Source organism: Mycobacterium sp. GA-1841 (genome assembly GCF_001954135.1).
GTDB lineage: Bacteria > Actinomycetota > Actinomycetes > Mycobacteriales > Mycobacteriaceae > Mycobacterium.
Genome location: NZ_MBEQ01000015.1, coordinates 37,858 through 59,799, shown reverse-complemented (window position 1 = coordinate 59,799; position 21,942 = coordinate 37,858). Strand labels below are relative to the sequence as shown.

Genomic DNA, 21,942 nt, shown 5'->3' with positions numbered 1-21,942 from the left:
ATTCCCATTACGGTGGCGTTCGATGAGCGCGACTCCCCCACATTCCCACGACCATGTCGTGGTCATCGGCGGCAGCATTGCCGGGCTGTGTGCAGCCCGGGTCCTTGCCGACCATTTCGACCGCGTCACCCTGTACGAGCGCGATGAGCTTCCCGATGAACCGGTCAACCGCCCCGCGGTACCTCAGGGCCAGCACGTCCACCTGTTGATGGCGCGCGGCGCCGAGGAACTCGAGGCCTTGTTCGAGGGTCTGCTCGACGACATGAGGGCCGCCGACGTCCCCGTGGTCGAAAACAAGCCGGCGTCGATCCATTTCGAGGCCGGCGGGCACCTCCTGGGTACCGGGCAAACCCCGGAGTCCAACTTCACCTCGTACGTGCCCAGTCGCGGACAGCTCGAATGGCAGATCCGTCGACGGGTGCTGGCCCTGCCGAACGTGGAGATCCTCCACCGCGGCGTGAGCGAGCCGCGGTACGACCCGACCGCCGGACGGGTGACCGGCGTGGTGCTCGACGACGGTGAGCAGGTACCGGCCGGCCTCGTGGTCGACGCCTCCGGCCGCGGCAGCCGGCTGCCGGTGTGGCTGGAGCAGTGGGGCTTCGATCGGCCGCGTGAGGACACGATCAAGGTCGGCGTCACCTATGCGTCGCAGCGCGTCCGCATCCCGGCGGAGTTGATCAGCGAGAAGTTGGTGGTGGTCAGCGCCGCGCACGACAGCGGCCTGGGCATGGGCATGCTGTTCCACGAGGACGGGATCTGGACCGTCACCGCATTCGGCGTCGCCAAGGCCGAACCACCCGGTGATTTCGCCGGTATCAAGCAGCTCGGCGGCACTGCACTGCCGCCGCGCCTCGCCGCCGCGCTGCGGGCCGGTGAACCGGTGGGCGGGATGAACTTTCATCGCTATCCGGTCAGCAAGTGGCGTCGCTATGACAAGATGCGCCGGTTTCCGGACGGAATTTTCCCGTTCGGCGATGCGGTGGTCAGCCTGAACCCGACGTACGGGCAGGGCGTGACCATGTCGACCGTGCAGGCGGCCAACCTACGTGAGGTGCTGGCCGAGGGCACCGATGATCTGATCCCGCGGCTTGCCCGACGCACGGCGAAGACCACCTACCCGGTATGGACGATGAATTCGGTGGCCGATCAGGTGGCGCACGGGGCGGAGGGCGATCGGGCGTTCTGGCACGGCCCGATGTTCGGGCTCTTCGACCAGTTCCTCGGGGCGGCCGAAACCGATCCCGTACTGGCCGAGTGGTTTCTGCGACGCTGCATGCTCGACAGCCTCTGGCTGACCCCGCCGCCGCGGATCGTCGGACGGGCGATCCGCCACAACATCAAGGCGTGGCTCGCCGAACGGCGTCAGCGCCGAACCCATCCCGAGGAGTCCGTCACCGCCTCGCAGTGACAGACTAGATGCCGACGGTCACCCGGAACAGTCTCGTCGGCTCACCCGCGGTGAGCCGGATCGGCCCGTCGGCGGCCGCCACCCAGGCCGCCGCGCCCTGCTCCAGGGTCAGCTTGTCATCGTCGGCGTAGACCACCGCGGCCCCCTCGGTGCACAGCAGCAGCTGCGGGCCGTTGTGGCGGGAATGCACGTCGATCTCGTCGCCGATGCGCTCGCCGTCGATGGACAACACCGACACCGCGAACTCCTGCGCGGGCGTCTGATAGACGGTTTCCGTTCCGTCCGTGAGGGTTTCGGAAAACAGCTGAGCTTCTGGGGTCGGGGCGAAATCCAGCACCCGCAGCAGCTCGGGTACGTCCACGTGCTTGGGGGTCAGCCCACCGCGCAGCACGTTGTCGGAGTTGGCCATCACCTCGACGCCGACCCCATGCAGGTAGGCGTGCAGGTTTCCGGCCGGAAGGTAGACGCCCTCCCCCGGCTGCAAACTGATGCGGTTGAGCAGCAGAGAGGCCAGGACACCGGCGTCACCCGGGTAACGCTCACCCAGCTCCAGCAGCGTCTTCACCTCGGCCACGAATTTCTTTGCCCCAGAACGGATGTAGTGGACCGCTCCGTCGAGGACAGCGGGTACCAGGACGTCGAGGTCAGGCTGCGGCGCGGTGATCCAGGTGGTGAACAGTGCCCGCAGTCCGTCGGCATCCGATTGATCGGAGAGCAGATTGATGAACGGGTCGAGGTCCGAGACCGCGAGCGCGCGCATCAGCTCCACGGTGTGATCGACCGGGCGGAACCCGGCGAGGGCATCGAATTGCCCTAGCGCCACCAGCAATTCGGGCTTGTGGCTGCGGTCGCGATAGTTCCGGACCGGCGAGTTCACCGGGATCTCGAGCCGATCCTCACGGTCGAAACCTTCCCGGGCCTGGGCAGCGCTCGGGTGGGCCTGCAGCGACAGCGGTTCGTCAGCGGCAAGCACTTTGACCAAAAAAGGCAGCGCGTCGCCGTATCTGCCGATCGTCTCGACGCCCAGTTGCGCCTCAGGATCGTCGTGGACCGCCTGCAGCAGCGACACTTCACCGTGTTCGGTCTGCAGCCACGCGGGGTCGGCTGGATGCGCGCCGAACCACAGTTCGGCCTCTGGATGAATTGTGGGACTGGGCCTTCCGGTGAATTCCGCAATGGCCGTCCGCGAACCCCAGGCATAGGTCCGCACCACTCCGCGTAGCAGGTGCACTTGCTTATCCTCGAACCAGTTTCAAATATACGGCCGTCATCTCCAGACGGAGGGCCAGAATCGCGAGTTGTTGCTCCGGGCGCCCGGTGGACGGCGGGGCCGTCCCGGCCGGTTCCGGCACATCCTCGGCACCGATCATCACGATGTCGTCGAAGCCACTGACCCGGGCCCCCACCGATTGCCGCTCGGTATCGGTGATCAAGGCGAAGCTACGCGTGCGAGGCGGCAGCGGCCCGTCGATCTGCTCGTCGTGGAACAGTGATCGGGCCGCGGGTGCCCCGAGCACCCCGCCGGCCACGGCGGCGAGCACGTCGCCCAGTCCGGTAGCGGCGACGACTTCCCCGGCCAGACGCAACATCGCGGCCGCACCGTGCCGGGCCAACGCCAGCGTGGCGGGATTGTCCCCGGCCAGTACGACAGCGCACTCCGACATCCGTTCGGCCAGAGTCTTGGCCGGGTTGGTGAACAAGTCGCGTCCTGCACTGTTGCGCAGGGCTTCGGCGTCGAGCTCGTCGGCCAGTGCGGCCAGATCGACTCGCCACCCAGGGTCCACCACGTGCATGGCAGCCAGACCGGCGGCCAGGTACCGGGTCAGCCCGAAGTCGTCGGGCACCCACAACCGCGGAGCCAGGACCGACGCGCGTCCGGCCGCGACGTCACGCAGCGGCCCCTCATGAGGTGCCGCGATCAACACCCGTGCACCGCGGCGCACGCCGGCGGCGGCCGCGTTGACCAGAACCGGATCGCCCGGATCGTCGCCGGCCACGATCACCACGTCCAGCGCTCCGAGCCACGGCGGAGTCTCGGCGGCCACCACGATGGGTGCCGCGACCGATCCACCGAGTACGGCGGCCAACATGGCGCCCGCGGTCTCGGCGGTCCCGCGGCCGGCCACCCAAATCACTGTGCGCGGCGGATGATCGGCACGCAGTGGATCGAGTACGCCTTCGGCCATGGCTGCGGCGGTGGACCGCACCTGGGCTCCCGCCATGGCCGCAGCCCGGAGCAGACCGTTGCGATCGGCGGCGAGAAGTCCGTCTCCGTCGTCCAGGTCGACCGTGGCGTCCACGGTGTTCACGGCACCGGCTCGCTCACCCCACGGATCTGCGCCGAAACCCTGTCGACGAGCGCGGCGACATCCTCGGCGGTGCGCGCTTCCACGTTCAGGCGAAGCAGCGGTTCGGTATTGGAGGAACGCAGGTTGAACCAGCAACCGTCACCCAGGTCGACGGTGACACCGTCGAGGTGGTCGATGGACTGGATCGAACTGCCGAACGACTTGAGTACGGCGTCCACGCATTCCGGCGCGTCGCTGACGGTGAAGTTGATCTCGCCGGAGGCCTCGTACCGTTGATAATCCGCCATGAACTCCGAGAGCGGTCGATCCTGCTCCCCCAGTGCGGCCAGCACGTGCAGCGCGGCGAGCATGCCGGAATCGGCGCCCCAGAAATCCCGGAAGTAGTAGTGCGCCGAGTGCTCGCCACCGAAGATCGCTCCGGTCTCGGCCATCAGCCCCTTGATATAGGAATGCCCGACGCGCGAGCGCACGGGTGTTCCGCCCCGCTCGACCACCAACTCGGGAACCGCGCGCGAGGTGATCAGGTTGTGGATGACGGTGGCACCGATCTCGCGGGTGAGTTCGCGGGCGGCCACCAGTGCGGTCACTGCCGACGGCGACACCGGGCGACCGAGTTCGTCGACGACGAAGCACCGGTCGGCGTCCCCGTCGAATGCCAGGCCGATATCTGCGCCGGTGGCCAGTACGTGAGCTTGCAGGTCGACCAGGTTGGCCGGATCCAGCGGGTTGGCTTCGTGATTGGGGAAGGTGCCGTCGAGTTCGAAGAACAGCGGAAGCACGGTGACGCCCGGTATCGGTGCGAGAACCGCGGGTGTGGTGTGGCCGGCCATGCCGTTGCCCGCGTCCACCGCGATCCGCAGCGACCGCAGGCCGCTGAGCTCCACCAGCGAGCGGAGGAAGGCGCCGTAATCGGCCAGCACATCCCGGTCGGAGATCACGCCGGGCGGCCCGTCGGAGGTGGGCACGCCGGCGATCACCTCATCGGCGATCACGGTCAGACCGGTGTCCTTGCCCACCGGCTTGGCACCGGCGCGACACAGTTTGATGCCGTTGTAGGCCGCGGGATTGTGGCTGGCGGTGAACATCGCCCCGGGGCAGTCCAACAGACCGGAGGCGAAATACAGCTGATCGGTGGAGGCCAGGCCGATCCGGACCACGTCGAGGCCCTGGGCCGTCACACCATCGGCGAACGCGGCCGCCAACGTCGGTGAACTCTCCCGCATGTCGTAACCGATCACGACCTGGGTGGCGCCCTCGGCACGGACCAGGCGGGCGAACGCTCCACCGACCTCGGCCACGAACGCCTCGTCGATCTGCGTACCGACCAGTCCACGGACGTCATAGGCCTTGATGACATCGTGAACAGCCGCCGCTGGCCTAGACATATAGCTCCTTGTGAAACGGGATCGTTGGCGCCAGCCTAACCGCCGGGTGGCGTCGACACGTTCACTACTCGTCGCCCGGCTGTTGTCCGATCAGGGCCAGTCGATACCAGTCCGTGCTAGTTGTCGGGGTCCGGCAGCACCCGCAGGTGACCGCGACGACGCCCGTTGGTCTCCGAGGGACGCGCTTGCGGCGCGATCACCGCACTGGCGCCCACACCGGTGGCGGGATCGGAGAATCCGGCGACCACTCCGCCACGCGGGACGGCACCGGCCTGGCCCTCGCGGACCGCGTCGGCCAGGGCCACGAGGTCGTCTTCGTCGGGATTGGTGGGCAGTGGCCCGGCGTGACGAACCAGCTCCCAGCCGCGCGGCGCGGTGATACGGCCGGCATGGCCGACGCACAGATCCCAGGAGTGGGGCTCAGAAACCGTGGCCAGGGGTCCGACCACCGCCGTGGAGTCGGAGTAGACAAAAGTCAGCGTCGCCACGGCATAGTGCGGGCACCCGGGCCGGCAGCAGCGACGGGGAACATTCACGCACCCGAGATTACTGTGGACGATCGCTGTGCGCTGCCGGACACGCGCAGCCGTCGGTTCCCCGATCCCGAACCGTTACGATCATCGCCGTGGTCCAGCGAAACCCATGGCGGTCGCGTCGCGGTCGCGAGATCCGCGGGCCGCTGCTCCCGCGTTCGGTTCCGGGGTGGCGCAGCCGCGCCGAGCGGTTCGACATGGCGGTCCTGGAAGCCTATGAACCGATCGAACGCCGGTGGGCGTCGCGGTTGAAAAATTTAGACGTCGCGGTGGACGAGATTCCCCGGATGTCCCCGAAAGACCCGGACAGTGTGCAGTGGCCGCCAGAGGTCATCGCCGATGGCCCGATCGCATTGGCGCGGCTGATACCGGCTGGGGTCGACATCAGAGGAAATGCGACCCGGGCTCGAATTGTCTTGTTCCGCAAGCCCATCGAGCGCCGGGTCAAAGGATCCGATGAGCTTGCTGATTTGCTGCATGAAATCCTGGTGGCCCAGGTGGCCACCTATCTGGGAGTTGAACCGTCAGTCATCGACCCGATGATCGACGACGACTGACGTCGAGCGCCCACCATGAGCGCTCTGTCGAGAGCCTCAGATGATGCCGCGTTTGAGGCGGCGACGCTCCCGTTCTGACAGTCCTCCCCAGATACCGAAACGCTCATCGTGCGCGAGCGCGTACTCCAAGCAGGCATCCTTGACTTCGCAGCCCTGGCAGATGCGCTTGGCCTCGCGGGTAGACCCGCCCTTCTCCGGGAAGAACGCCTCCGGGTCGGTCTGTGCACAGAGTGCACGTTCCTGCCATTGGTCGTCTTCTACTTCCGGATCAACATCAATGTGTTCGGGAACCAGACTCAGCTGGGGACGTCCGGCCGTCTCCAGCGGTGCCATTCCCGTGTTGATGTGCGGTGCGTTGTCCACCGAGCCGAGCAGCCGGCCGTCAAACCGGACCACATGATCGAAATCGCCGCTCTCATAAGACATTATCCCCCGCCTCCTCACTCGGTCTCGTAGATCCTAAGTGGAGCCCCACCATTGCGATGCGCGGTCACCCCATTCGAACAGTTGATCGAATCTCGGTCCGCGACACTGGAATCGGTCACCAACCGGGAAATGACACATCTGTGATTACACACGTGTTAGCTGCCAGGGTCAAGCGGAATGCCGCGATTTCATACCATCTCGTAATGTCAAATCGGCGCGTCGCAACAACGGCGTGTCCTGGCCGTGACGACGTCGTTTCCATCCGCAGCCCCTCAGCGCTTAGGGTCGGACGTTGTGAAGATCACCGTTCTGGTCGGCGGCGTCGGAGGCGCCCGGTTTTTGCTGGGGGTACAGCACCTGTTGGGCCTCGGGGCTTTCGGTGAGACCGACAGCAAGCATGAACTCACCGCGATCGTGAACGTGGGCGACGACGCCTGGATGCACGGCGTCCGGATCTGCCCGGACCTCGACACCTGCATGTACACCCTGGGCGGCGGTATCGACCCTGACCGCGGCTGGGGCCACCGCGATGAAACCTGGCATGCCAAGGAAGAACTGGCCGCCTACGGGGTGCAACCCGACTGGTTCGGCCTGGGCGACCGCGACCTGGCCACCCACCTGGTCCGCACTCAGATGCTGCGCGCCGGCTACCCCCTGTCGCAGGTCACCGAGGCATTGTGCAAGCGCTGGTCACCGGGGGCGCGGTTGCTGCCGGTCACCGACGACCGTAGTGAGACGCATGTGGTGATCACCGACCCCGACGATGGTTCTCGACGCGCGATCCACTTCCAGGAGTGGTGGGTGCGCTACCGCGCCCAGGTGCCCTCGCACAGCTTTGCGTTCGTCGGTGCAGAACAGGCAACCGCCGCGCCAGGCGTCGCCGAGGCCATCGCCGAGGCCGACGTGGTGTTGCTGGCACCGTCAAATCCCGTCGTGAGTATCGGCCCGATCCTGCAGATTCCCGGCCTCCGCGCCGCCCTGCGTTCGACCCGGGCACCGGTCATCGGCTACTCCCCCATCATCGACGGAAAACCTTTGCGCGGCATGGCAGATGAGTGCCTGCGAATCATCGGTGTCCAATCGACCTCGCAGGGCGTCGGCGAGTTCTTCGGCGCCCGCTCGGGAACCGGACTGTTGGACGGCTGGCTCGTGCACGAAGGGGATCGAGCCGAGATCGAGGGCGTACAGGTGCGCGCGGTCCCCTTGCTGATGACCGATCCGTCGGCCACCGCCGAGATGGTGCGGGCCGGGCTGGACCTCGCAGGTGTGCCCTGGTGACCACTGAGGTGAACCCCGAACACGGATCCGCCGACCGGGTCGAGATTCTCCCGGTGCCAGGACTTCCCGAGTTCCGTCCCGGAGACGATCTGGCCGCCGCCCTCGCCGGGGCGGCACCGTGGCTGGCCGACGGCGATGTGCTGGTGGTCACCAGCAAGATCGTGTCCAAGTGCGAGGGCCGGATCATCACCGCGCCGTCCGATCCCGAGGAACGGGACACCTTACGGCGCAAGCTGATCGACACCGAAGCGGTCCGGGTGCTGGCCCGCAAGGGGCGGACCCTGATCACCGAGAACGCCATCGGCCTGGTTCAGGCCGCCGCCGGTGTCGACGGTTCGAATGTGGATTCCACCGAATTGGCGCTGCTTCCGGTCGACCCCGACGGCAGCGCGGCGGCACTGCGCGCGGGCCTGCGTGAGCGACTCGGCGTCACCGTGGCCGTGGTGATCACCGACACCATGGGCCGGGCCTGGCGCAACGGCCAAGCCGACTTCGCCATCGGCGCCAGCGGACTCACCGTGCTGCACGGTTATGCCGGTGCGCGTGACCGGCACGGCAACGAGCTGTTGGTCACCGAGGTCGCGGTGGCCGACGAGATCGCCGCCGCGGCCGATCTGGTGAAGGGCAAGCTCACCGCGATCCCGGTCGCCGTGGTGCGCGGGCTGGACCTGCCCGACGACGGGTCGAACGCCCGCACGCTGCTGCGCCCGGGTGAAGACGACCTGTTCTGGCTCGGCACCGCCGAGGCAATTCAGATGGGGCGGACGCAGGCTCAGTTGCTGCGCCGCTCGGTGCGCACGTTCAGCTCAGAACCCGTCGACCCCGCGCTCATCGAAGCTGCTGTCGCCGAGGCACTTACCGCGCCGGCGCCGCACCACACCCGCCCGGTGCGCTTCGTCTGGGTGCAGAACCGCGCCACCCGCACTCGGCTGCTCGATCGCATGAGGGAGAAATGGCGGGCCGACCTGACCGGCGACGGCCGGAATCCCGACTCCGTGGAGCGGCGGCTGGGCCGTGGCCAGATTCTCTACGACGCACCCGAACTCGTGATCCCGTTCCTCGTTCCCGATGGTGCGCACAGCTATCCCGATGCCGCCCGTACCGAGGCCGAGCACACCATGTTCACCGTCGCCGTCGGGGCCGCGGTCCAGGCCCTGCTGGTCGCGCTGGCGGTACGTGAGGTCGGCAGTTGCTGGATCGGCTCGACGATCTTCGCCGGCGACCTGGTGCGCACCGAGCTCGATCTGCCCGCGGACTGGGAACCGTTGGGTGCCATCGTGATCGGTCACGCTGCCGATCCGCAACCGGCGCGTGAGCCGGTGTCGACAGAAGGCCTGCTGGTGCGTCGATGAGCGCTTGCGCGAAGAGAATCCAACCCAGATGAGCACCGAGAGCCTGCACGCCTCCGCCGTCGACCTGCTGACGCGTTGGCAGACAACCGATCCCGGCCAGGACACGCTGCGCCACGCGGTGTTGTCATTTCTGGCCGCCCGGCCCGATGCCTGCCTGCGCTCATGCGTGCCCGGCCACATCACCGCCTCGGCACTGGTGGTCGACCACACCGGAACTCAGACCTTGCTGACCCTGCATCCGCGGTTCGGCCGCTGGCTGCAGCTCGGCGGGCACTGTGAAGAGACCGATGCCGATGTCCGGGCGGCTGCGCTGCGCGAGGCCACCGAGGAATCCGGCATCACCGGGCTGAGCATCGATCCCCAACTGGCCGCATTGCACGTGCATCCGGTGACCTGCTCGCTGGGAGTGCCGACCCGCCACCTGGATCTGCAGTTTGTGGTGCGCGCTCCGGCCGATGCCGAAATCGCCTGCAGTGACGAGTCTTTGGACCTGCGCTGGTGGCCACTGCAGGCGCTGCCCGAAGGCACCGACTTCGGGCTGCTCCAACTCGCCGCCTCGGCGCGGTTGGTCTAACCCGGCGCCTGCGTGCAATACGACCGGCGGGCTGCCCGCAGCGCCACCCCCGCCTGATCGGGGCTGGCACCGTACTGGGCCGCCATCTGGTCGATCACCGCCTGCGCGGGGGTACCGGTGTACAGCAGCCGGCACATCTGCCGACCGACAGTCAGCAATTGATCGTCATCGCCGGGAAACACCCCGCGGGTGGCGTTGAGGAAAGATTGGTCCTCCGCGGTCAGCGTGATCGGCCAGGCGCCCGCCTCCGGGGCCGCGGCCCCGAAAACCGCTCCGAACACCAGTGCCGCCATGATCGGCGCCACCGCTGTGCGTCTGCTGACTTTCCACCCGCTACGTGCCCCCATGAGCCTGACCCCTCCCTGTCGTCACTACAGCCTAAGCGCAGCGGCGACAGGGCAAAGACGTTTTCTCTGCAGAGCTGGGCGGCGCAGACGCAGCCGCGCGGCGTCAGACGTCGGTCGAGTACCGGATACCGCCGTCGGGGATGGCCACCCCGGGCCACACCCGGGCGCCGCGCAACAGCTCGCAGCGCGCCCCGATGTCGGCACCGTCGCCGATCACGCCGTCACGGATCAGGGCCCGCGGGCCGATGCGGGCGCCGAAGCCGATGATCGAACGTTCGATCACGGCACCGGCTTCCACACGCACTCCGTCGAAGATCACCGCGCCGTCCAGTCGTGCGCCGGCGCCGATCTCGGCGCCACGGCCCACGACGGTGCCGCCGATCAGCAGGGCACCGGGGGCGACGGCTGCCCCTTCGTGCACCAGCGATTCACCCCGCTGGCCGTCGAGGGCGGGCGACGGGGCGATGCCGCGCACCAGATCGGCTGAGCCACGCACGAAATCGTCCGGGGTCCCCATGTCGCGCCAGTAGGACGCGTCGACGTAGCCGCACATCTTCAACCCGCGGGAGAGCACCTCGGGGAAGATCTCGCGTTCGACCGAAAGGGCTCGGCCCCGGGGGATTTCGTCGATCACGTTGCGGTTGAACACGTAGCAACCAGCGTTGATCTGATCGGTCGGTGGATCCTGAGTCTTCTCCAGGAACGCCGTCACGCGGCCGTCGGCATCGGTGGGCACACAGCCGAACGCCCGCGGATCGCTGACCCGCACCAGGTGCAGCGTGACGTCGGCCTGGTGGGCGTCATGCGACTCCAGCAGCGCGCTGAGGTCGGCCGCGGACAGCACGTCACCGTTGAACACCATGGCAGTGTCGTAACGCAGCTTGTCCGCCACGTTGGCGATGGCACCACCGGTGCCGAGAGCCTCGGTCTCGGTGACGTATTCGATCTCGAGGCCGAGGTCGGATCCGTCGCCGAAGGCCTCCTCGAACACCTCGGCCTTGTACGAGGTGCCCATCACCACATGCTTGATGCCGGCTTCGGCGATGCGCGCCAACAGGTGGGTCAGGAACGGAACACCGGCCGTCGGCAGCATCGGCTTGGGCGCCGAGAGGGTCAGGGGCCGGAGCCTGGTGCCACGTCCACCGACGAGGACGACGGCGTCCACCTCCGCGGGATTGATCACGTCAGCGCCCTTTCGCCTGTTTACGTCGAGAACTACCGACCACCAGGCCCGCACGTGCTGCCAGCGCGCCCCGAATTGTCCACCGTAGCGGCGCCTGCCAGGGCGCCGGGTATCGATCAGCGAGGAAAGTGTAGGTACTGCGGTGATGAGCGGCCAAGTTGCGTGCGGGGTCGCGGCCGGTGGAGTGCCCCTTGTCGTGCAACACCTCGGCCGAGGGGACATAGACGTTCTGCCAACCGGCCCGCCCGATCCGGTCACCGAGATCGACGTCTTCCATGTACATGAAGTAGCGCTCGTCGAACCCACCGACAGCGTCGAACGCCGCGCGGCGCACCAGCAGACACGAGCCCGACAGCCAGCCGACCTGACGTTCGCTGGGCTCTTCACGATCCTGGCGGTAGGCCGCCGTCCATGGGTTCGACTTCCAGAACGGGCCGACCACGGCGTGCATACCGCCACGGATCAGGCTGGGTTGGTGACGTGCCGACGGGTAGACCGAACCGTCGGGATCACGGACCATCGGCCCCAACGCCCCGGCCTGCGGCCAGCGCCCGGCGGCGTCGAGCAGCAATTCGATCGACCGGGGGCCCCACTGCACATCCGGGTTGGCGACGACAAAAAATTCGGGGCAGTCCGCATCCGATACCAGCCCGGCGCCGCGGTTGACGGCGCTGCCGTAACCCAGGTTGCTGCCGGTGCGGAGCAACTCCACGTTGGGATAGCGCTGTTCTGCCCGTTCGGGTGCGCCGTCGGTGGAACCGTTGTCGACCACGATGACCTTGACCGGGCGGTCGGTGGCCAACGACAGCGAGGCCAGGAAACGGTCAAGATGTGGGCCGGGCGAGTACGTCACCGTCACCACCACGAGCGGGCGGACCGCATCCTCAGTCACGGCGTAGAGGTTAACGGTCCAGAGGTTGGCTCTTTTCCAGCCGCTGGGTTTCCCACGGCGGCCGACAACGCTTCCCGCCAATCCCGCAGCGGGATCAGGCCGGCCTCGGCGGACCGGTCGGCGGACAGCACGGTGTAGGCCGGCCGGGGCGCCGGCCGCGGGTGCCGGTCGCTGCCGACCGGGCGCACCCGCTCCGGATCCGCACCGAGCGCGGCGAACGTTTCCCGGGCCAGTTCGAACCGGCTGGCCGGCCCGGCGTTGACGGCGTGCAGGACGCCGGGACGCACGTCGCCGTCGACGATCTGCAGCAGCGCATCCACCAGGTCGTCCGTGTACGTCGGTGAGCCGATCTGATCGGCCACGACGTCGATGGGTCCGTCACCGGCTGCCAGCCGGCGCATGGTGGCCACGAAATCCTTTCCGTCGCCGCCGCGGTACACCCATGCGGTGCGCACCACGTGGGCGTCGGGCTTGGCGGCCAGTACCGTCTCTTCCCCGGCCAGCTTGGACTGTCCGTAGACGTTGACAGGCGCAGGTTGCTCGTCGACCTCGTAGGGGGTGCGGCGGTCCGCGTCGGCACCGAACACGTAATCGGTGGAGATGTGGATCAGACCGGCACCGGCTCGCGCGCACGCCGCGGCGATGTGGCCCGGACCGGTGGCGTTGACGGCGTAGGCCCGCGCCTGGTCGTCCTCGGCCGCGTCCACCTGCGTATATGCCGCACAGTTGATCACCACGTCGCCGGATTCGACGACGTGGCGCAGCGCGTCGGCGTCGGTGATGTCACATTCTTTCGAGGTCAAAGACAGCACCTCGTGACCTCGACGACGTCCCTGACCAGCTAATACGCTGCCGACCATACCGCCGGCCCCGGTGATGACAATCCGTTGCGCCATGTGTTCGAGTCTGGCACGCCGGTCCGCGTTACCCGGCTCACGTCCGGGCCGCGGTTAGCCTGGGCACGTGCCGATCCCCCTGCTTCGCACCGTCGCTGTCGCCGCAGCGTCGGCTGTCGTGCTCGGAACAGGGGTGGCCTGGTCCCAGATCCGCTCCTTCGAGTCCGGCATCAATCACATCAGCTCCGCGGCCCTCGGCGGCGGCGGCGAGGACGGCGCCATCGACATCCTGCTGGTCGGGATGGACAGCCGCACCGATGCCCATGGCAACCCGCTGTCGGCGGAGGAGTTGGAGACGCTGCGCGCCGGTGACGACGTGTCGACCAACACCGACACCATCATCCTGATCCGTATCCCCAACAACGGGAAGTCCGCCACCGCCATCTCGATCCCCCGCGACTCCTACGTCGAGGCGCCGGGCTGGGGGAAGATGAAGATCAACGGCGTGTTCGGCGACGTCAAGCTCGACCGGATGAAACAGCTCGTCGAGGTCGAGGGCGAAGATCCGGCCACCGCTGAACCCAAGGCCACCGAAGCCGCCCGTGAGGAACTGATCCAGACCGTCGCCGGGCTGACCGGTGTCACCGTGGACCATTACGCCGAGATCGGGCTGCTCGGCTTCGCGCTGATCACCGATGCTCTCGGCGGCGTCAACGTCTGCCTCAAAGATGCTGTGTACGAACCGCTGTCGGGCGCGGATTTCCCGGCCGGCTGGCAGAAGCTCAACGGCCCGCAGGCGCTGAGCTTCGTGCGGCAACGTCACGACCTGCCACGCGGTGACCTCGACCGGGTGACCCGCCAGCAGTCGGTGATGGCGTCGCTGGCCCACGAGGTGATCTCCAGCAAGACCCTGTCGAGCCCCGCCACACTCGGACGGCTGCAGGATGCCGTGCAGCGCTCGGTGGTGATCTCCGACGGCTGGGACATCATGGATTTCGTCGAGCAGCTGCAGAAACTGGCCGCGGGCAGTGTCGCATTCGCCACCATCCCGATCCTGCGGGAGGACGGCTGGAGCGACGACGGGATGCAAAGTGTGGTGCGGGTGGATCCGATCGAGGTCCACGACTGGGTGTCGAGCCTGCTGCAGGACCAGGACGAGGGCAAGACCGAACAACTCAGCTACTCACCGGACAACACCACGGTCGAGGTGGTCAACGCCACCGACATCAACGGCCTGGCGGCCGCGGTGTCGCAGGTGCTGGCCAACAAGGGCTTCGTCCCCGGCGCCACCGGCAACCACGAAGGTGCGCCACCGGCGTCCAGCCAGGTGCTGGCCGCCAAGTCCGACGATCTGGGTGCACAAGCCGTGTCCAAGGATCTCGGCGGTCTGCCGATCAACGAGGATTCCGCGCTGGCGCCGGGCGCGGTGCGGGTGGTGCTCGCCGCGGATTACACCGGGCCGGGCTCCGACGGCATGGACCCGAGCGCCGGGATCGTGGATCCGGCCGCCGCCGACGACACCGGTGAGCAGAGCCCGCCCCCGCCGCCGTCGCCGATCCTCACCGCGGGTTCCGACGATCCCAAGTGCGTGAACTGACCGCCGTCCGAGTACAACCAGAGGTTATGAGCACAGTCAGCGCCGCCGTCCTCGATCCCTTGCTGGCCGCGGATCCCGCCGGGCCACGCATCACCTTCTACGACGACGCCACCGGCGAGCGCATCGAATTGTCGACCGTCACGATGGCCAACTGGGCCGCCAAGACCGCCAACCTGCTGCGCGACGAGATGGGCGCCGGCCCCGGCACCAGGGTGGCGGTGCTGCTGCCCGCGCATTGGCAGACCGCTGCCGTGCTGTTCGGGATCTGGTGGATCGGCAGTGAAGTGGTGTTGGGCGGTGGTTCCGACACTGCCGCCGACGTGGCCCTGTGCACCCGGGACCGGCTCGACGAGGCCGACGAGGCGGTCTCCGGCGGTGAGGTCGCCGTGCTGTCGTTGGATCCGTTCGGCAAGCCGGCCGAGGATCTGCCGATCGGGGTCACCGACTACGCGACGGCGGTGCGGGTGCACGGCGATCAGATCGTGCCCGAGCGCTCCCCCGGTCCGGCGCTGGCCGGACGGTCGGTGGCCGAGGTGCTCGAGGCGGCCCAGAGTGCCGCTGCCGCAGCGGGTTTCACCTCGAGTGACCGGGTGCTGTCCTCGGCGTCGTGGGACACACCCGACGAACTGATCGCGAATCTGCTCGCCGTGTTCGCCGTCGGCGCCTCTCTGGTGCAGGTGGCCAACCCCGATGCCGGCGCTCAGGCCCGGCGCCGCGAAACCGAGAAGGTCACCCGCGGTTAGACGACGGTCAGGGTGTCGGGCTCGAACGGTTCCCCGGCCGCTTCGGCGAAGGCATCCAGCGCAGCGGTCACCCGTTCGCGGTCATCGACGGACATGCCGCGCAGCGCTTTTCGCACCGCACTGCGCCGGTGCCGGTTCACGCGGTTGACGATCGCCCGGCCCTCGGTGGTCAACGTCAGCGTCACCGACCGGCGGTCGTTCGGATCGTCCTGACGGTGCAGGAACCCGGCCTTGAGCAGCCGGTCACAGATCCGGCTGGCGTTCGGCGCGCCGGCATCCAGGCCCGCGGCCACCGCGCCGAGATTCAGCGGACCGCGGGTGGCGATCATCATCAGCACCCGCAGTTGCGGCAACGTCACCAGATCGTCCACCTCGGCGACCGACGCCGCGGCAATACCGACCAACGCGCGCGACGCGCGCATCACCGCGTCGATCTGGGCACCTGAGACATTCTCGGCTTCACGGCCGGCCACCGTCGTCATAGGTGGATCATGCCGGTAATCGTTGCTCAGAGGCAACTATTTCCGGGACGGTTTAGTTTCGTTGCTTCAGGGCAACCATTCACCCATCACAACAATCTTTCCCATCGGCCGGAAGGGGTGGTGGCGCAGATGCGTGCACTGACGATTGCGCCCATGCACGCGGATTCACTGCAGGTTTGCGAGGTGCCCGATCCCCAGCCGGGGCCCGACGAGCTGCTGGTGGACGGACTGGCGCTCGGTGTGTGCGGCACCGACAAAGAGATCGCCCGCGGCGAATACGGCTGGGCACCGCCGCACCGCGACCGGTTGATCCTCGGCCACGAATCCCTGGGCCGGGTGGTGCATGCACCGCGGGACAGCTCGTTTCAGACCGGCGATCTGGTGGTCGGTGTGGTGCGACGCCCCGACCCGGAGCCGTGCGGGGCCTGCGCGCACGGTGAATTCGACATGTGCCGCAACGGTCGCTACACCGAGCGCGGGATCAAGGAGATCGACGGTTACGGAAGCCAGCAGTGGTGTGTGGAAACGGATTACGCGGTGCGGCTGGACCCGCACCTGGAACCGGTCGGCATGCTGATGGAACCGACGACGGTGGTGGCCAAGGCCTGGGAGCAGGTGCACCGGATCGGCGAACGTGCCTGGTTCGAACCCAAGAGTGTGCTGGTCACCGGCGCCGGACCGATCGGGCTGCTGGCGGCGATGCTGGGCGTACAGCAGGGCCTGGAAACCCATGTCCTGGACCGCCACACCGACGGTCCCAAGCCCGCCATCGTCAAGGCGCTCGGCGCCACGTATCACCACGACGACATCGCCGATGTCGCGGGCAAGCTGAAACCCGATGTGGTGATCGAAGCCACCGGTGCCGGACCGGTCGTATTCGGCGCGATCTCCAACACCGCGCCCTACGGCATCGTGTGTCTGACCGGGGTGTCACCGGTGGGGCGCACGCTGCGCATCGATGCCGGCGACGTGAACCGCGAACTGGTATTGGAGAACGACGCCGTCGTGGGTTCGGTGAACGCGAATCTGCGCCATTACCACCAGGCCGCTGCCGCGCTGGCCAAGGCCGACGTGGATTGGCTGTCGAGTCTCATCACACGCCGGGTACCCCTGGAGCGCGCCACCGATGCGTTCAACGCCGGTCCGGACGACGTCAAGGTGGTCATCGATCTGAGCGCCGGGAGGTGAGCATGGCGCCGATCGAAGACTATGCCCTGTTGGGCGATCTGCAGACCGCCGCGCTCGTCAGCCGTTACGGCTCGATCGACTGGCTGTGCCTGCCCCGATTCGATTCGCCGGCATGTTTTGCCGCGCTGGTCGATGACGGCGGCGAACACGAAACCGACGCCGGCAATTGGCTGCTGGCGCCGGCCTCGGGTGGTGCGGCCACCCACCGGCAGTACCGTGACGACTCCCTGGTGCTCGAAACCGTCTGGGAGACCGCCGAGGGCGCGGTGCGGCTCATCGACTTCATGCCGCCGCGCGGCATCGCGGCGGATGTGGTGCGCATCGTCGAGGGCATACGTGGCCGGGTCCCGATGCGGATGAACCTGAAACTGCGGTTCGACTACGGGCACGTCGTACCGTGGGTGCGCCGCCAGGGCGAGGACCTGACCGCGATCGCCGGACCCGATGCGGTGTGGCTGCGGACCCCGGTACCGATGCACGGCCGGGAGATGGCCACCGTGGCCGAGTTCGACGTGGCGGCCGGGCAACGAATCCCCTTCGTCCTCACGTATCAGCTGTCGCATCTGTCGAGGCCGGATCCGGTCGACGCCGAGGAGGCGCTGGAGAAAACCGGACAGTATTGGGCACAGTGGATGTCGCGGTGCAGCTACACCGGTCGCTGGCAATCGGAGGTGCAGCGTTCGCTGCTGTTGCTCAAGGCGTTGACCTACGCCCCCACCGGAGGGATCGTCGCGGCGGCCACCACATCACTGCCCGAACAGATCGGCGGCCCCCGCAACTGGGATTACCGCTACTGCTGGCTGCGCGACGCGACGTTCACCCTGCAGGCCCTGCTGGGCACGGGGTTCGTCGAGGAGGCGCAGGCCTGGCGGGAGTGGCTGGTGCGCGCAGTGGCCGGCGACCCGGCCGACCTGCAGATCATGTACGGCCTCGACGGTCGGCGCCGGCTCCCCGAGTTCAACCTCGATTGGCTTGGCGGGTATGAGAATTCGCAGCCGGTGCGGGTGGGCAACGCTGCGGCCGCGCAGTTCCAGCTCGACGTCTGGGGCGAGATCCTCGACGGGCTGCACCTGGCCCGCGAGGCCGGTATGGAGGCCGACGACACGGCCTGGGATGTGCAGCGTGCCCTGCTGGACTACCTCGAGGGTCACTGGCGCGATGCCGACAGCTCATTGTGGGAGGTACGCGGACCGCGTCGACAGTTCGTCCATTCCAAGGTGATGGCGTGGGCCGGAGTGGACCGCGCCGTACGCACCGTCGCCAACCACCATCTCGACGGTCCGGTCAACCGGTGGCGCGCGCTGCGCGACGAGATCCACCGTGATGTGTGCGCCAACGGCTATGACGCCGACCGCAACACCTTCACACAGTCGTACGGTGCGCCGGACCTGGATGCCGCCTTGTTGCTGATCGGCCGGGTCGGGTTCCTGCCCTGGGATGACCCCCGGGTGATCGGCACCGTCGAAGCCGTGCGCGAGGAGTTGTGCCACGACGGGTTCGTGCTGCGGTATCACCCGCAGAAGACCGACGACGGGTTGCCCGGTAGCGAGGGCGTGTTCCTGGCCTGCAGCTTCTGGCTGGCCGACGCGCTGGCCGGCATCGGGCGGACCGGGGAGGCGACCGAGCTGTTCGAGCGGCTGCTGCGGTTGCGCAATGACGTCGGTCTGCTCAGCGAGGAGTACGACACCGTCGCACATCGTCAGATCGGCAACACTCCACAGGCCTTCAGCCTGGTCGGACTCATCAACACCGCCCGTCACCTCAGCGGTCACCGCACCACGACGTCGGCCCGCGGCCACGAACAGCACCTGAAGACCCGCTGACGCCGGTCAGTTATTTGCTTGACAACAACAATTGCATACCAACAACGAAAGCGGGTACCCGGACCGCATCGTCCGCCACCGCAGAGGAGGAACCCATGGCTGAGCAAAAAGTCGCCGATTACCTACTGCAACGCCTACGGGAATGGGATGTGAGAGATGTCTTCGCCTTCCCCGGCGACGGCATCAACGCCATCCTGGCGGCCTGGGGGCGAGCCGAGGACTGTCCTCGCTTCATCCAGGCCCGGCACGAGGAGATGAGCGCGTTCGAAGCCGTCGGCTACGCGAAGTTCAGCGGCAAGATCGGCGTGTGCATGGCCACGTCCGGGCCGGGGGCGATCCATCTGCTCAACGGCCTCTACGACGCCAAACTCGACCACGTGCCGGTGGTGGCGATCGTCGGACAGACCAACCGCAGCGCGATGGGCGGCTCCTACCAGCAGGAGGTGGACCTGGCGAACCTGTACAAGGATGTCGCGGGAGCCTACGTCGAGACGGTCAACGTGGCCGAACAGCTGCCCAACGTCCTGGACCGCGCCATCCGCACCGCACTGGCCGAGCGCGCGCCCACCGCGCTGATCATCCCGGCCGACGTCCAGGAACTGCCGTATACCCCGCCGACCCACGAGTTCAAGATGGTGCCGTCGAGCCTGGGCATCGACTGGCCCGACATCGCGCCCGACGACGCGGCCATCACCCGTGCGGCCGAAGTGCTCAACTCCGGCGCGAAGGTCGCCATGCTGGTCGGCACCGGTGCCCGCGACGCGCGCGCCGAGGTGGCCGAGGTTGCCGACCTGCTCGGTGCCGGTGCGGCAAAAGCATTGCTGGGCAAGGACGTCCTGTCCGACGAGCTACCGTGGGTGACCGGCTCCATCGGCCTGTTGGGCACCCGCCCCAGCTACGAGATGATGCGCGACTGCGACACCGTGCTCACGATCGGTTCCAGCTTCCCGTACTCGCAGTTCATGCCGGAGTACGGCCAGGCCCGCGGCGTGCAGATCGACATCGACCCGAAGATGATCGGCATGCGCTATCCGTACGAGGTGAACCTGGTCGCGGATGCCAAAACCGCGCTGCGGGCGCTGATTCCGCACCTGAAGCGCAAGACGGACCGGTCGTGGCGCGAGACCATCGAGAAGAACGTGTCCCGATGGTGGGAGACGATGCACCTGCAGGCCATGGTCGGCGCCCACCCGGTCAACCCTCTGCGGCTGTTCGCCGAAGTATCCCCGATGTTGCCCGACAATGCGATCGTCACCGCAGACTCCGGGTCATCGGCCAATTGGTATGCACGCCAACTGCGGTTCCGCGGTGACATGCGCGGCTCCCTGTCGGGGAACCTGGCCACCATGGGCCCGGGGGTGCCGTATGCCATCGGGGCGAAGTTCGCCCACCCGGACCGCCCGGCGATCGCGTTCGTCGGCGACGGCGCCATGCAGATGAACGGGATGGCCGAACTCATCACCATCAAGCGCTATCACCACGAATGGTCCGATCCTCGACTGATCGTGGCCATCTTGCACAACAACGATCTGAACCAGGTCACCTGGGAGATGCGGGCCATGAGCGGCGCACCGAAATTCACCGAGTCGCAAGCACTTCCAGACGTCGACTATGCCGCATTCGCCGCCAGCCTGGGACTTGAGGCGATGACGGTCAAAGATCCCGAGGAACTCGCCGACGCGTGGCGTCACGCCCTCTCGGCGCAGAAACCCATGGTGCTGGATGTCCACACCGATCCCGACCTGCCGCCCATCCCGCCGCACGCCACCTGGGAACAGTTCAAGTCGACCGCTTCGGCGGTACTGGAGGGTGACGAGAACAGTTGGGGCTTCATCAAGGAGGGCATCAAGGCCAAGGCGCAGGAATTCGTCCCGCACCGCAACAGCTGACCCGGGGATCGTCATGCACGGCCCCACCGCACCGGTCACCGACCTCACCGCAGCCGCCTACACCATCCCCACCGACTCCCCCGAGGCCGACGGCACCCTGAGCTGGGACAGCACCACGCTGGTGGTGGTCACCGTCCACTGCGGCGGGGCAACGGGCACCGGATGGACCTATGGGCCCACGGCAGCGGTGCCACTGATCCGCGAGCTGTTGGCACCACAGGTCGTGGGGCGCAATGTGTTCGACGTGGCCGGTGGCCTCGATGCCATGGTCCGGGCAGTCCGCAACGCGGGCCGCAGCGGAGTGGCGGGACAGGCGATCTCCGCGGTCGACGTGGCCCTGTGGGATCTGAAAGCGCGACTGCTCGAGCTGCCGCTGCACCGGTTGATCGGGGCGGTCCGCGACGCCGTTCCGGTGTACGGCAGCGGCGGGTTCACCACCTACACCGAACACCAGCTGCGCGGTCAGTTGACCGAGTGGACACAGAATTTGGGGATCCCCCGGGTCAAGATCAAGATCGGCGAGTCCTGGGGTGATCGGATTCCGCGGGACATGAGCCGAATCCGCCAGGCGCGCCACGTGATCGGGTCGGAGTGCGAGCTGTATGTGGACGCCAACGGCGGGTACCAGGTCAAGCAGGCCGTGCGGTTGATGCGTGACGTCGCCGACTGCCACGTGGCCTGGTTCGAGGAACCGGTGTCCTCCGACGACCTGGCCGGCCTACGCGCGGTACGCGAGGCCGTCGATGCCGACGTGGCTGCGGGCGAATACGGCTACGACCTCACCTACTTCCGGCGGATGTGTGCCGGCGAGGCCCTCGACTGCCTGCAGGCCGACGCGTCGCGGTGCGGCGGCATCACCGAATGGCTGCGCGTCGCCACCGTCGCCGCCGCGCACCATCTGCAGATCTCGGCACACTGTGCGCCCTACCTGCACGCCCATGTCGCGGCCTGCGTACCCAACCTGCGTCACCTCGAGTGGTTTCACGACCACGCGCGGATTGCACTGCGCTACTTCGAGGGCGCGGCACCACCGGTCGACGGGATGCTGCGGCTGTCGCCGGAACGGCCGGGTCACGGCCTGACCCTGCGTCGGGCCGACCTCGAAAATCACCGTGTGCTTTGACAATCCACCGAGGATCA

General features: G+C 67.6%; 21 protein-coding genes. 11 read left to right on the top strand and 10 right to left on the bottom strand.

Translation table 11 applies throughout. The features are described from left to right. Nucleotides 1-22: 22 nt before the first annotated feature. A complete protein-coding gene (locus tag A5740_RS03785) occupies nucleotides 23-1,408 on the top strand; it encodes an NAD(P)/FAD-dependent oxidoreductase (RefSeq protein ID WP_076191615.1) in 1,386 nt (461 codons plus the stop codon). 4 nt (nucleotides 1,409-1,412) lie between these two features. On the opposite strand, the gene manA is transcribed toward A5740_RS03785, so the two are convergent. From manA to A5740_RS03765, 4 genes are all read right to left on the bottom strand, one after another. Beyond that, nucleotides 1,413-2,639 carry a mannose-6-phosphate isomerase, class I gene (gene manA, locus A5740_RS03780; RefSeq protein ID WP_076191613.1) on the bottom strand — a complete coding sequence of 409 codons (1,227 nt, stop codon included), beginning with the start codon at nucleotides 2,637-2,639 and terminating at the stop codon, nucleotides 1,413-1,415. 4 nt (nucleotides 2,640-2,643) lie between these two features. After that, the gene (locus A5740_RS03775; protein ID WP_076191611.1) at nucleotides 2,644-3,717 is read right to left on the bottom strand and encodes a TobH protein; all 1,074 of its coding nucleotides are present in this window, start codon (nucleotides 3,715-3,717) and stop codon (nucleotides 2,644-2,646) included. Beyond that, nucleotides 3,714-5,102: a phosphomannomutase/phosphoglucomutase gene (locus A5740_RS03770; RefSeq protein WP_076191610.1), complete on the bottom strand. Its 1,389-nt coding sequence runs from the start codon at nucleotides 5,100-5,102 to the stop codon at nucleotides 3,714-3,716. Before A5740_RS03770 ends, A5740_RS03775 begins: the two co-directional genes overlap by 4 nt. 116 nt (nucleotides 5,103-5,218) lie before the next feature. Next, nucleotides 5,219-5,638, bottom strand: coding sequence for a DUF3499 domain-containing protein (locus A5740_RS03765; RefSeq protein WP_076191608.1), 420 nt, complete (start codon nucleotides 5,636-5,638; stop codon nucleotides 5,219-5,221). 131 nt (nucleotides 5,639-5,769) lie between these two features. Here A5740_RS03765 and A5740_RS03760 point away from each other — a divergent pair, with 131 nt between their 5' ends. After that, nucleotides 5,770-6,192 (top strand): metallopeptidase family protein, encoded by a 423-nt coding sequence (locus A5740_RS03760; RefSeq protein ID WP_076191783.1) that lies wholly within the window; start codon nucleotides 5,770-5,772, stop codon nucleotides 6,190-6,192. Between the two features lie 36 nt (nucleotides 6,193-6,228). Here A5740_RS03760 and A5740_RS03755 read toward each other — a convergent pair whose 3' ends face one another. Then, the gene (locus A5740_RS03755) at nucleotides 6,229-6,618 is read right to left on the bottom strand and encodes a WhiB family transcriptional regulator (RefSeq protein WP_076191607.1); all 390 of its coding nucleotides are present in this window, start codon (nucleotides 6,616-6,618) and stop codon (nucleotides 6,229-6,231) included. A 294-nt stretch (nucleotides 6,619-6,912) separates the two neighbouring features. Between A5740_RS03755 and cofD the strand changes: the two genes are divergently transcribed. From cofD to A5740_RS03740, 3 genes are read left to right on the top strand one after another with little or no spacing between them, the layout of a single operon-like run. Further along, the gene (cofD, locus tag A5740_RS03750; RefSeq protein ID WP_076191605.1) at nucleotides 6,913-7,896 is read left to right on the top strand and encodes a 2-phospho-L-lactate transferase; all 984 of its coding nucleotides are present in this window, start codon (nucleotides 6,913-6,915) and stop codon (nucleotides 7,894-7,896) included. Nucleotides 7,897-7,904: 8 nt separating this feature from the next. Continuing rightward, complete coding sequence (locus tag A5740_RS03745; RefSeq protein ID WP_175616155.1) at nucleotides 7,905-9,248, top strand: coenzyme F420-0:L-glutamate ligase; 1,344 nt, start codon at nucleotides 7,905-7,907, stop codon at nucleotides 9,246-9,248. A gap of 28 nt (nucleotides 9,249-9,276) precedes the next feature. Beyond that, nucleotides 9,277-9,822 (top strand): NUDIX hydrolase, encoded by a 546-nt coding sequence (locus A5740_RS03740; protein ID WP_076191602.1) that lies wholly within the window; start codon nucleotides 9,277-9,279, stop codon nucleotides 9,820-9,822. Here the strand turns inward: A5740_RS03740 and A5740_RS03735 are convergent. The 4 genes from A5740_RS03735 to rfbD all read right to left on the bottom strand — a co-directional run bounded on the left by A5740_RS03735 (nucleotide 9,819) and on the right by rfbD (nucleotide 13,140). After that, nucleotides 9,819-10,169, bottom strand: a complete 351-nt coding sequence (locus A5740_RS03735; RefSeq protein ID WP_083653928.1) for a DUF732 domain-containing protein — start codon at nucleotides 10,167-10,169, stop codon at nucleotides 9,819-9,821. The genes A5740_RS03740 and A5740_RS03735 overlap by 4 nt on opposite strands. Nucleotides 10,170-10,272: 103 nt before the next feature. Continuing rightward, nucleotides 10,273-11,352: a sugar phosphate nucleotidyltransferase gene (locus A5740_RS03730; protein ID WP_076191598.1), complete on the bottom strand. Its 1,080-nt coding sequence runs from the start codon at nucleotides 11,350-11,352 to the stop codon at nucleotides 10,273-10,275. 1 nt (nucleotide 11,353) lies between these two features. Further along, a complete protein-coding gene (locus A5740_RS03725) occupies nucleotides 11,354-12,244 on the bottom strand; it encodes a glycosyltransferase family 2 protein (protein WP_076191596.1) in 891 nt (296 codons plus the stop codon). Continuing rightward, a complete protein-coding gene (rfbD, locus tag A5740_RS03720) occupies nucleotides 12,241-13,140 on the bottom strand; it encodes a dTDP-4-dehydrorhamnose reductase (RefSeq protein WP_076191594.1) in 900 nt (299 codons plus the stop codon). Before rfbD ends, A5740_RS03725 begins: the two co-directional genes overlap by 4 nt. A gap of 67 nt (nucleotides 13,141-13,207) precedes the next feature. On the opposite strand from rfbD, the gene A5740_RS03715 reads away from it, so the two are divergent. Both A5740_RS03715 and A5740_RS03710 read left to right on the top strand, forming a co-directional pair. Next, nucleotides 13,208-14,677: an LCP family protein gene (locus tag A5740_RS03715; protein WP_076191592.1), complete on the top strand. Its 1,470-nt coding sequence runs from the start codon at nucleotides 13,208-13,210 to the stop codon at nucleotides 14,675-14,677. Between the two features lie 26 nt (nucleotides 14,678-14,703). Further along, entirely contained in the window at nucleotides 14,704-15,420 is a 717-nt protein-coding gene (locus tag A5740_RS03710; protein WP_076191590.1) for a TIGR03089 family protein, read from the top strand. Here A5740_RS03710 and A5740_RS03705 read toward each other — a convergent pair. Then, complete coding sequence (locus A5740_RS03705) at nucleotides 15,417-15,902, bottom strand: MarR family winged helix-turn-helix transcriptional regulator (protein ID WP_076191589.1); 486 nt, start codon at nucleotides 15,900-15,902, stop codon at nucleotides 15,417-15,419. The genes A5740_RS03710 and A5740_RS03705 overlap by 4 nt on opposite strands. Before the next feature lie 129 nt (nucleotides 15,903-16,031). On the opposite strand from A5740_RS03705, the gene A5740_RS03700 reads away from it, so the two are divergent. From A5740_RS03700 to A5740_RS03685, 4 genes are all read left to right on the top strand, one after another. Further along, nucleotides 16,032-17,090: a glucose 1-dehydrogenase gene (locus tag A5740_RS03700; protein ID WP_076191782.1), complete on the top strand. Its 1,059-nt coding sequence runs from the start codon at nucleotides 16,032-16,034 to the stop codon at nucleotides 17,088-17,090. Nucleotides 17,091-17,092: 2 nt separating this feature from the next. Beyond that, on the top strand, nucleotides 17,093-18,913 hold the full coding sequence (locus tag A5740_RS03695; RefSeq protein ID WP_076191587.1) for a glycoside hydrolase family 15 protein: 1,821 nt from the start codon (nucleotides 17,093-17,095) through the stop codon (nucleotides 18,911-18,913). Between the two features lie 95 nt (nucleotides 18,914-19,008). After that, complete coding sequence (locus A5740_RS03690) at nucleotides 19,009-20,802, top strand: thiamine pyrophosphate-requiring protein (RefSeq protein ID WP_076191585.1); 1,794 nt, start codon at nucleotides 19,009-19,011, stop codon at nucleotides 20,800-20,802. Between the two features lie 13 nt (nucleotides 20,803-20,815). Next, nucleotides 20,816-21,925 carry an enolase C-terminal domain-like protein gene (locus tag A5740_RS03685; RefSeq protein WP_076191583.1) on the top strand — a complete coding sequence of 370 codons (1,110 nt, stop codon included), beginning with the start codon at nucleotides 20,816-20,818 and terminating at the stop codon, nucleotides 21,923-21,925. Nucleotides 21,926-21,942 lie beyond the last annotated feature (17 nt).

Coding starts and splice junctions, on each gene's coding strand:
- A5740_RS03770 (WP_076191610.1), bottom strand. CDS start 5,102: ATGTCTAGGCCAGCGGCGGCTGTTCACGATGTCATCAAGGCCTATGAC.
- rfbD (WP_076191594.1), bottom strand. CDS start 13,140: ATGGCGCAACGGATTGTCATCACCGGGGCCGGCGGTATGGTCGGCAGC.
- A5740_RS03740 (WP_076191602.1), top strand. CDS start 9,277: ATGAGCACCGAGAGCCTGCACGCCTCCGCCGTCGACCTGCTGACGCGT.
- A5740_RS03695 (WP_076191587.1), top strand. CDS start 17,093: ATGGCGCCGATCGAAGACTATGCCCTGTTGGGCGATCTGCAGACCGCC.
- A5740_RS03700 (WP_076191782.1), top strand. CDS start 16,032: ATGCGTGCACTGACGATTGCGCCCATGCACGCGGATTCACTGCAGGTT.
- A5740_RS03705 (WP_076191589.1), bottom strand. CDS start 15,902: ATGACGACGGTGGCCGGCCGTGAAGCCGAGAATGTCTCAGGTGCCCAG.
- A5740_RS03785 (WP_076191615.1), top strand. CDS start 23: ATGAGCGCGACTCCCCCACATTCCCACGACCATGTCGTGGTCATCGGC.
- A5740_RS03735 (WP_083653928.1), bottom strand. CDS start 10,169: ATGGGGGCACGTAGCGGGTGGAAAGTCAGCAGACGCACAGCGGTGGCG.
- A5740_RS03690 (WP_076191585.1), top strand. CDS start 19,009: ATGGCTGAGCAAAAAGTCGCCGATTACCTACTGCAACGCCTACGGGAA.
- A5740_RS03685 (WP_076191583.1), top strand. CDS start 20,816: ATGCACGGCCCCACCGCACCGGTCACCGACCTCACCGCAGCCGCCTAC.
- A5740_RS03710 (WP_076191590.1), top strand. CDS start 14,704: ATGAGCACAGTCAGCGCCGCCGTCCTCGATCCCTTGCTGGCCGCGGAT.
- A5740_RS03755 (WP_076191607.1), bottom strand. CDS start 6,618: ATGTCTTATGAGAGCGGCGATTTCGATCATGTGGTCCGGTTTGACGGC.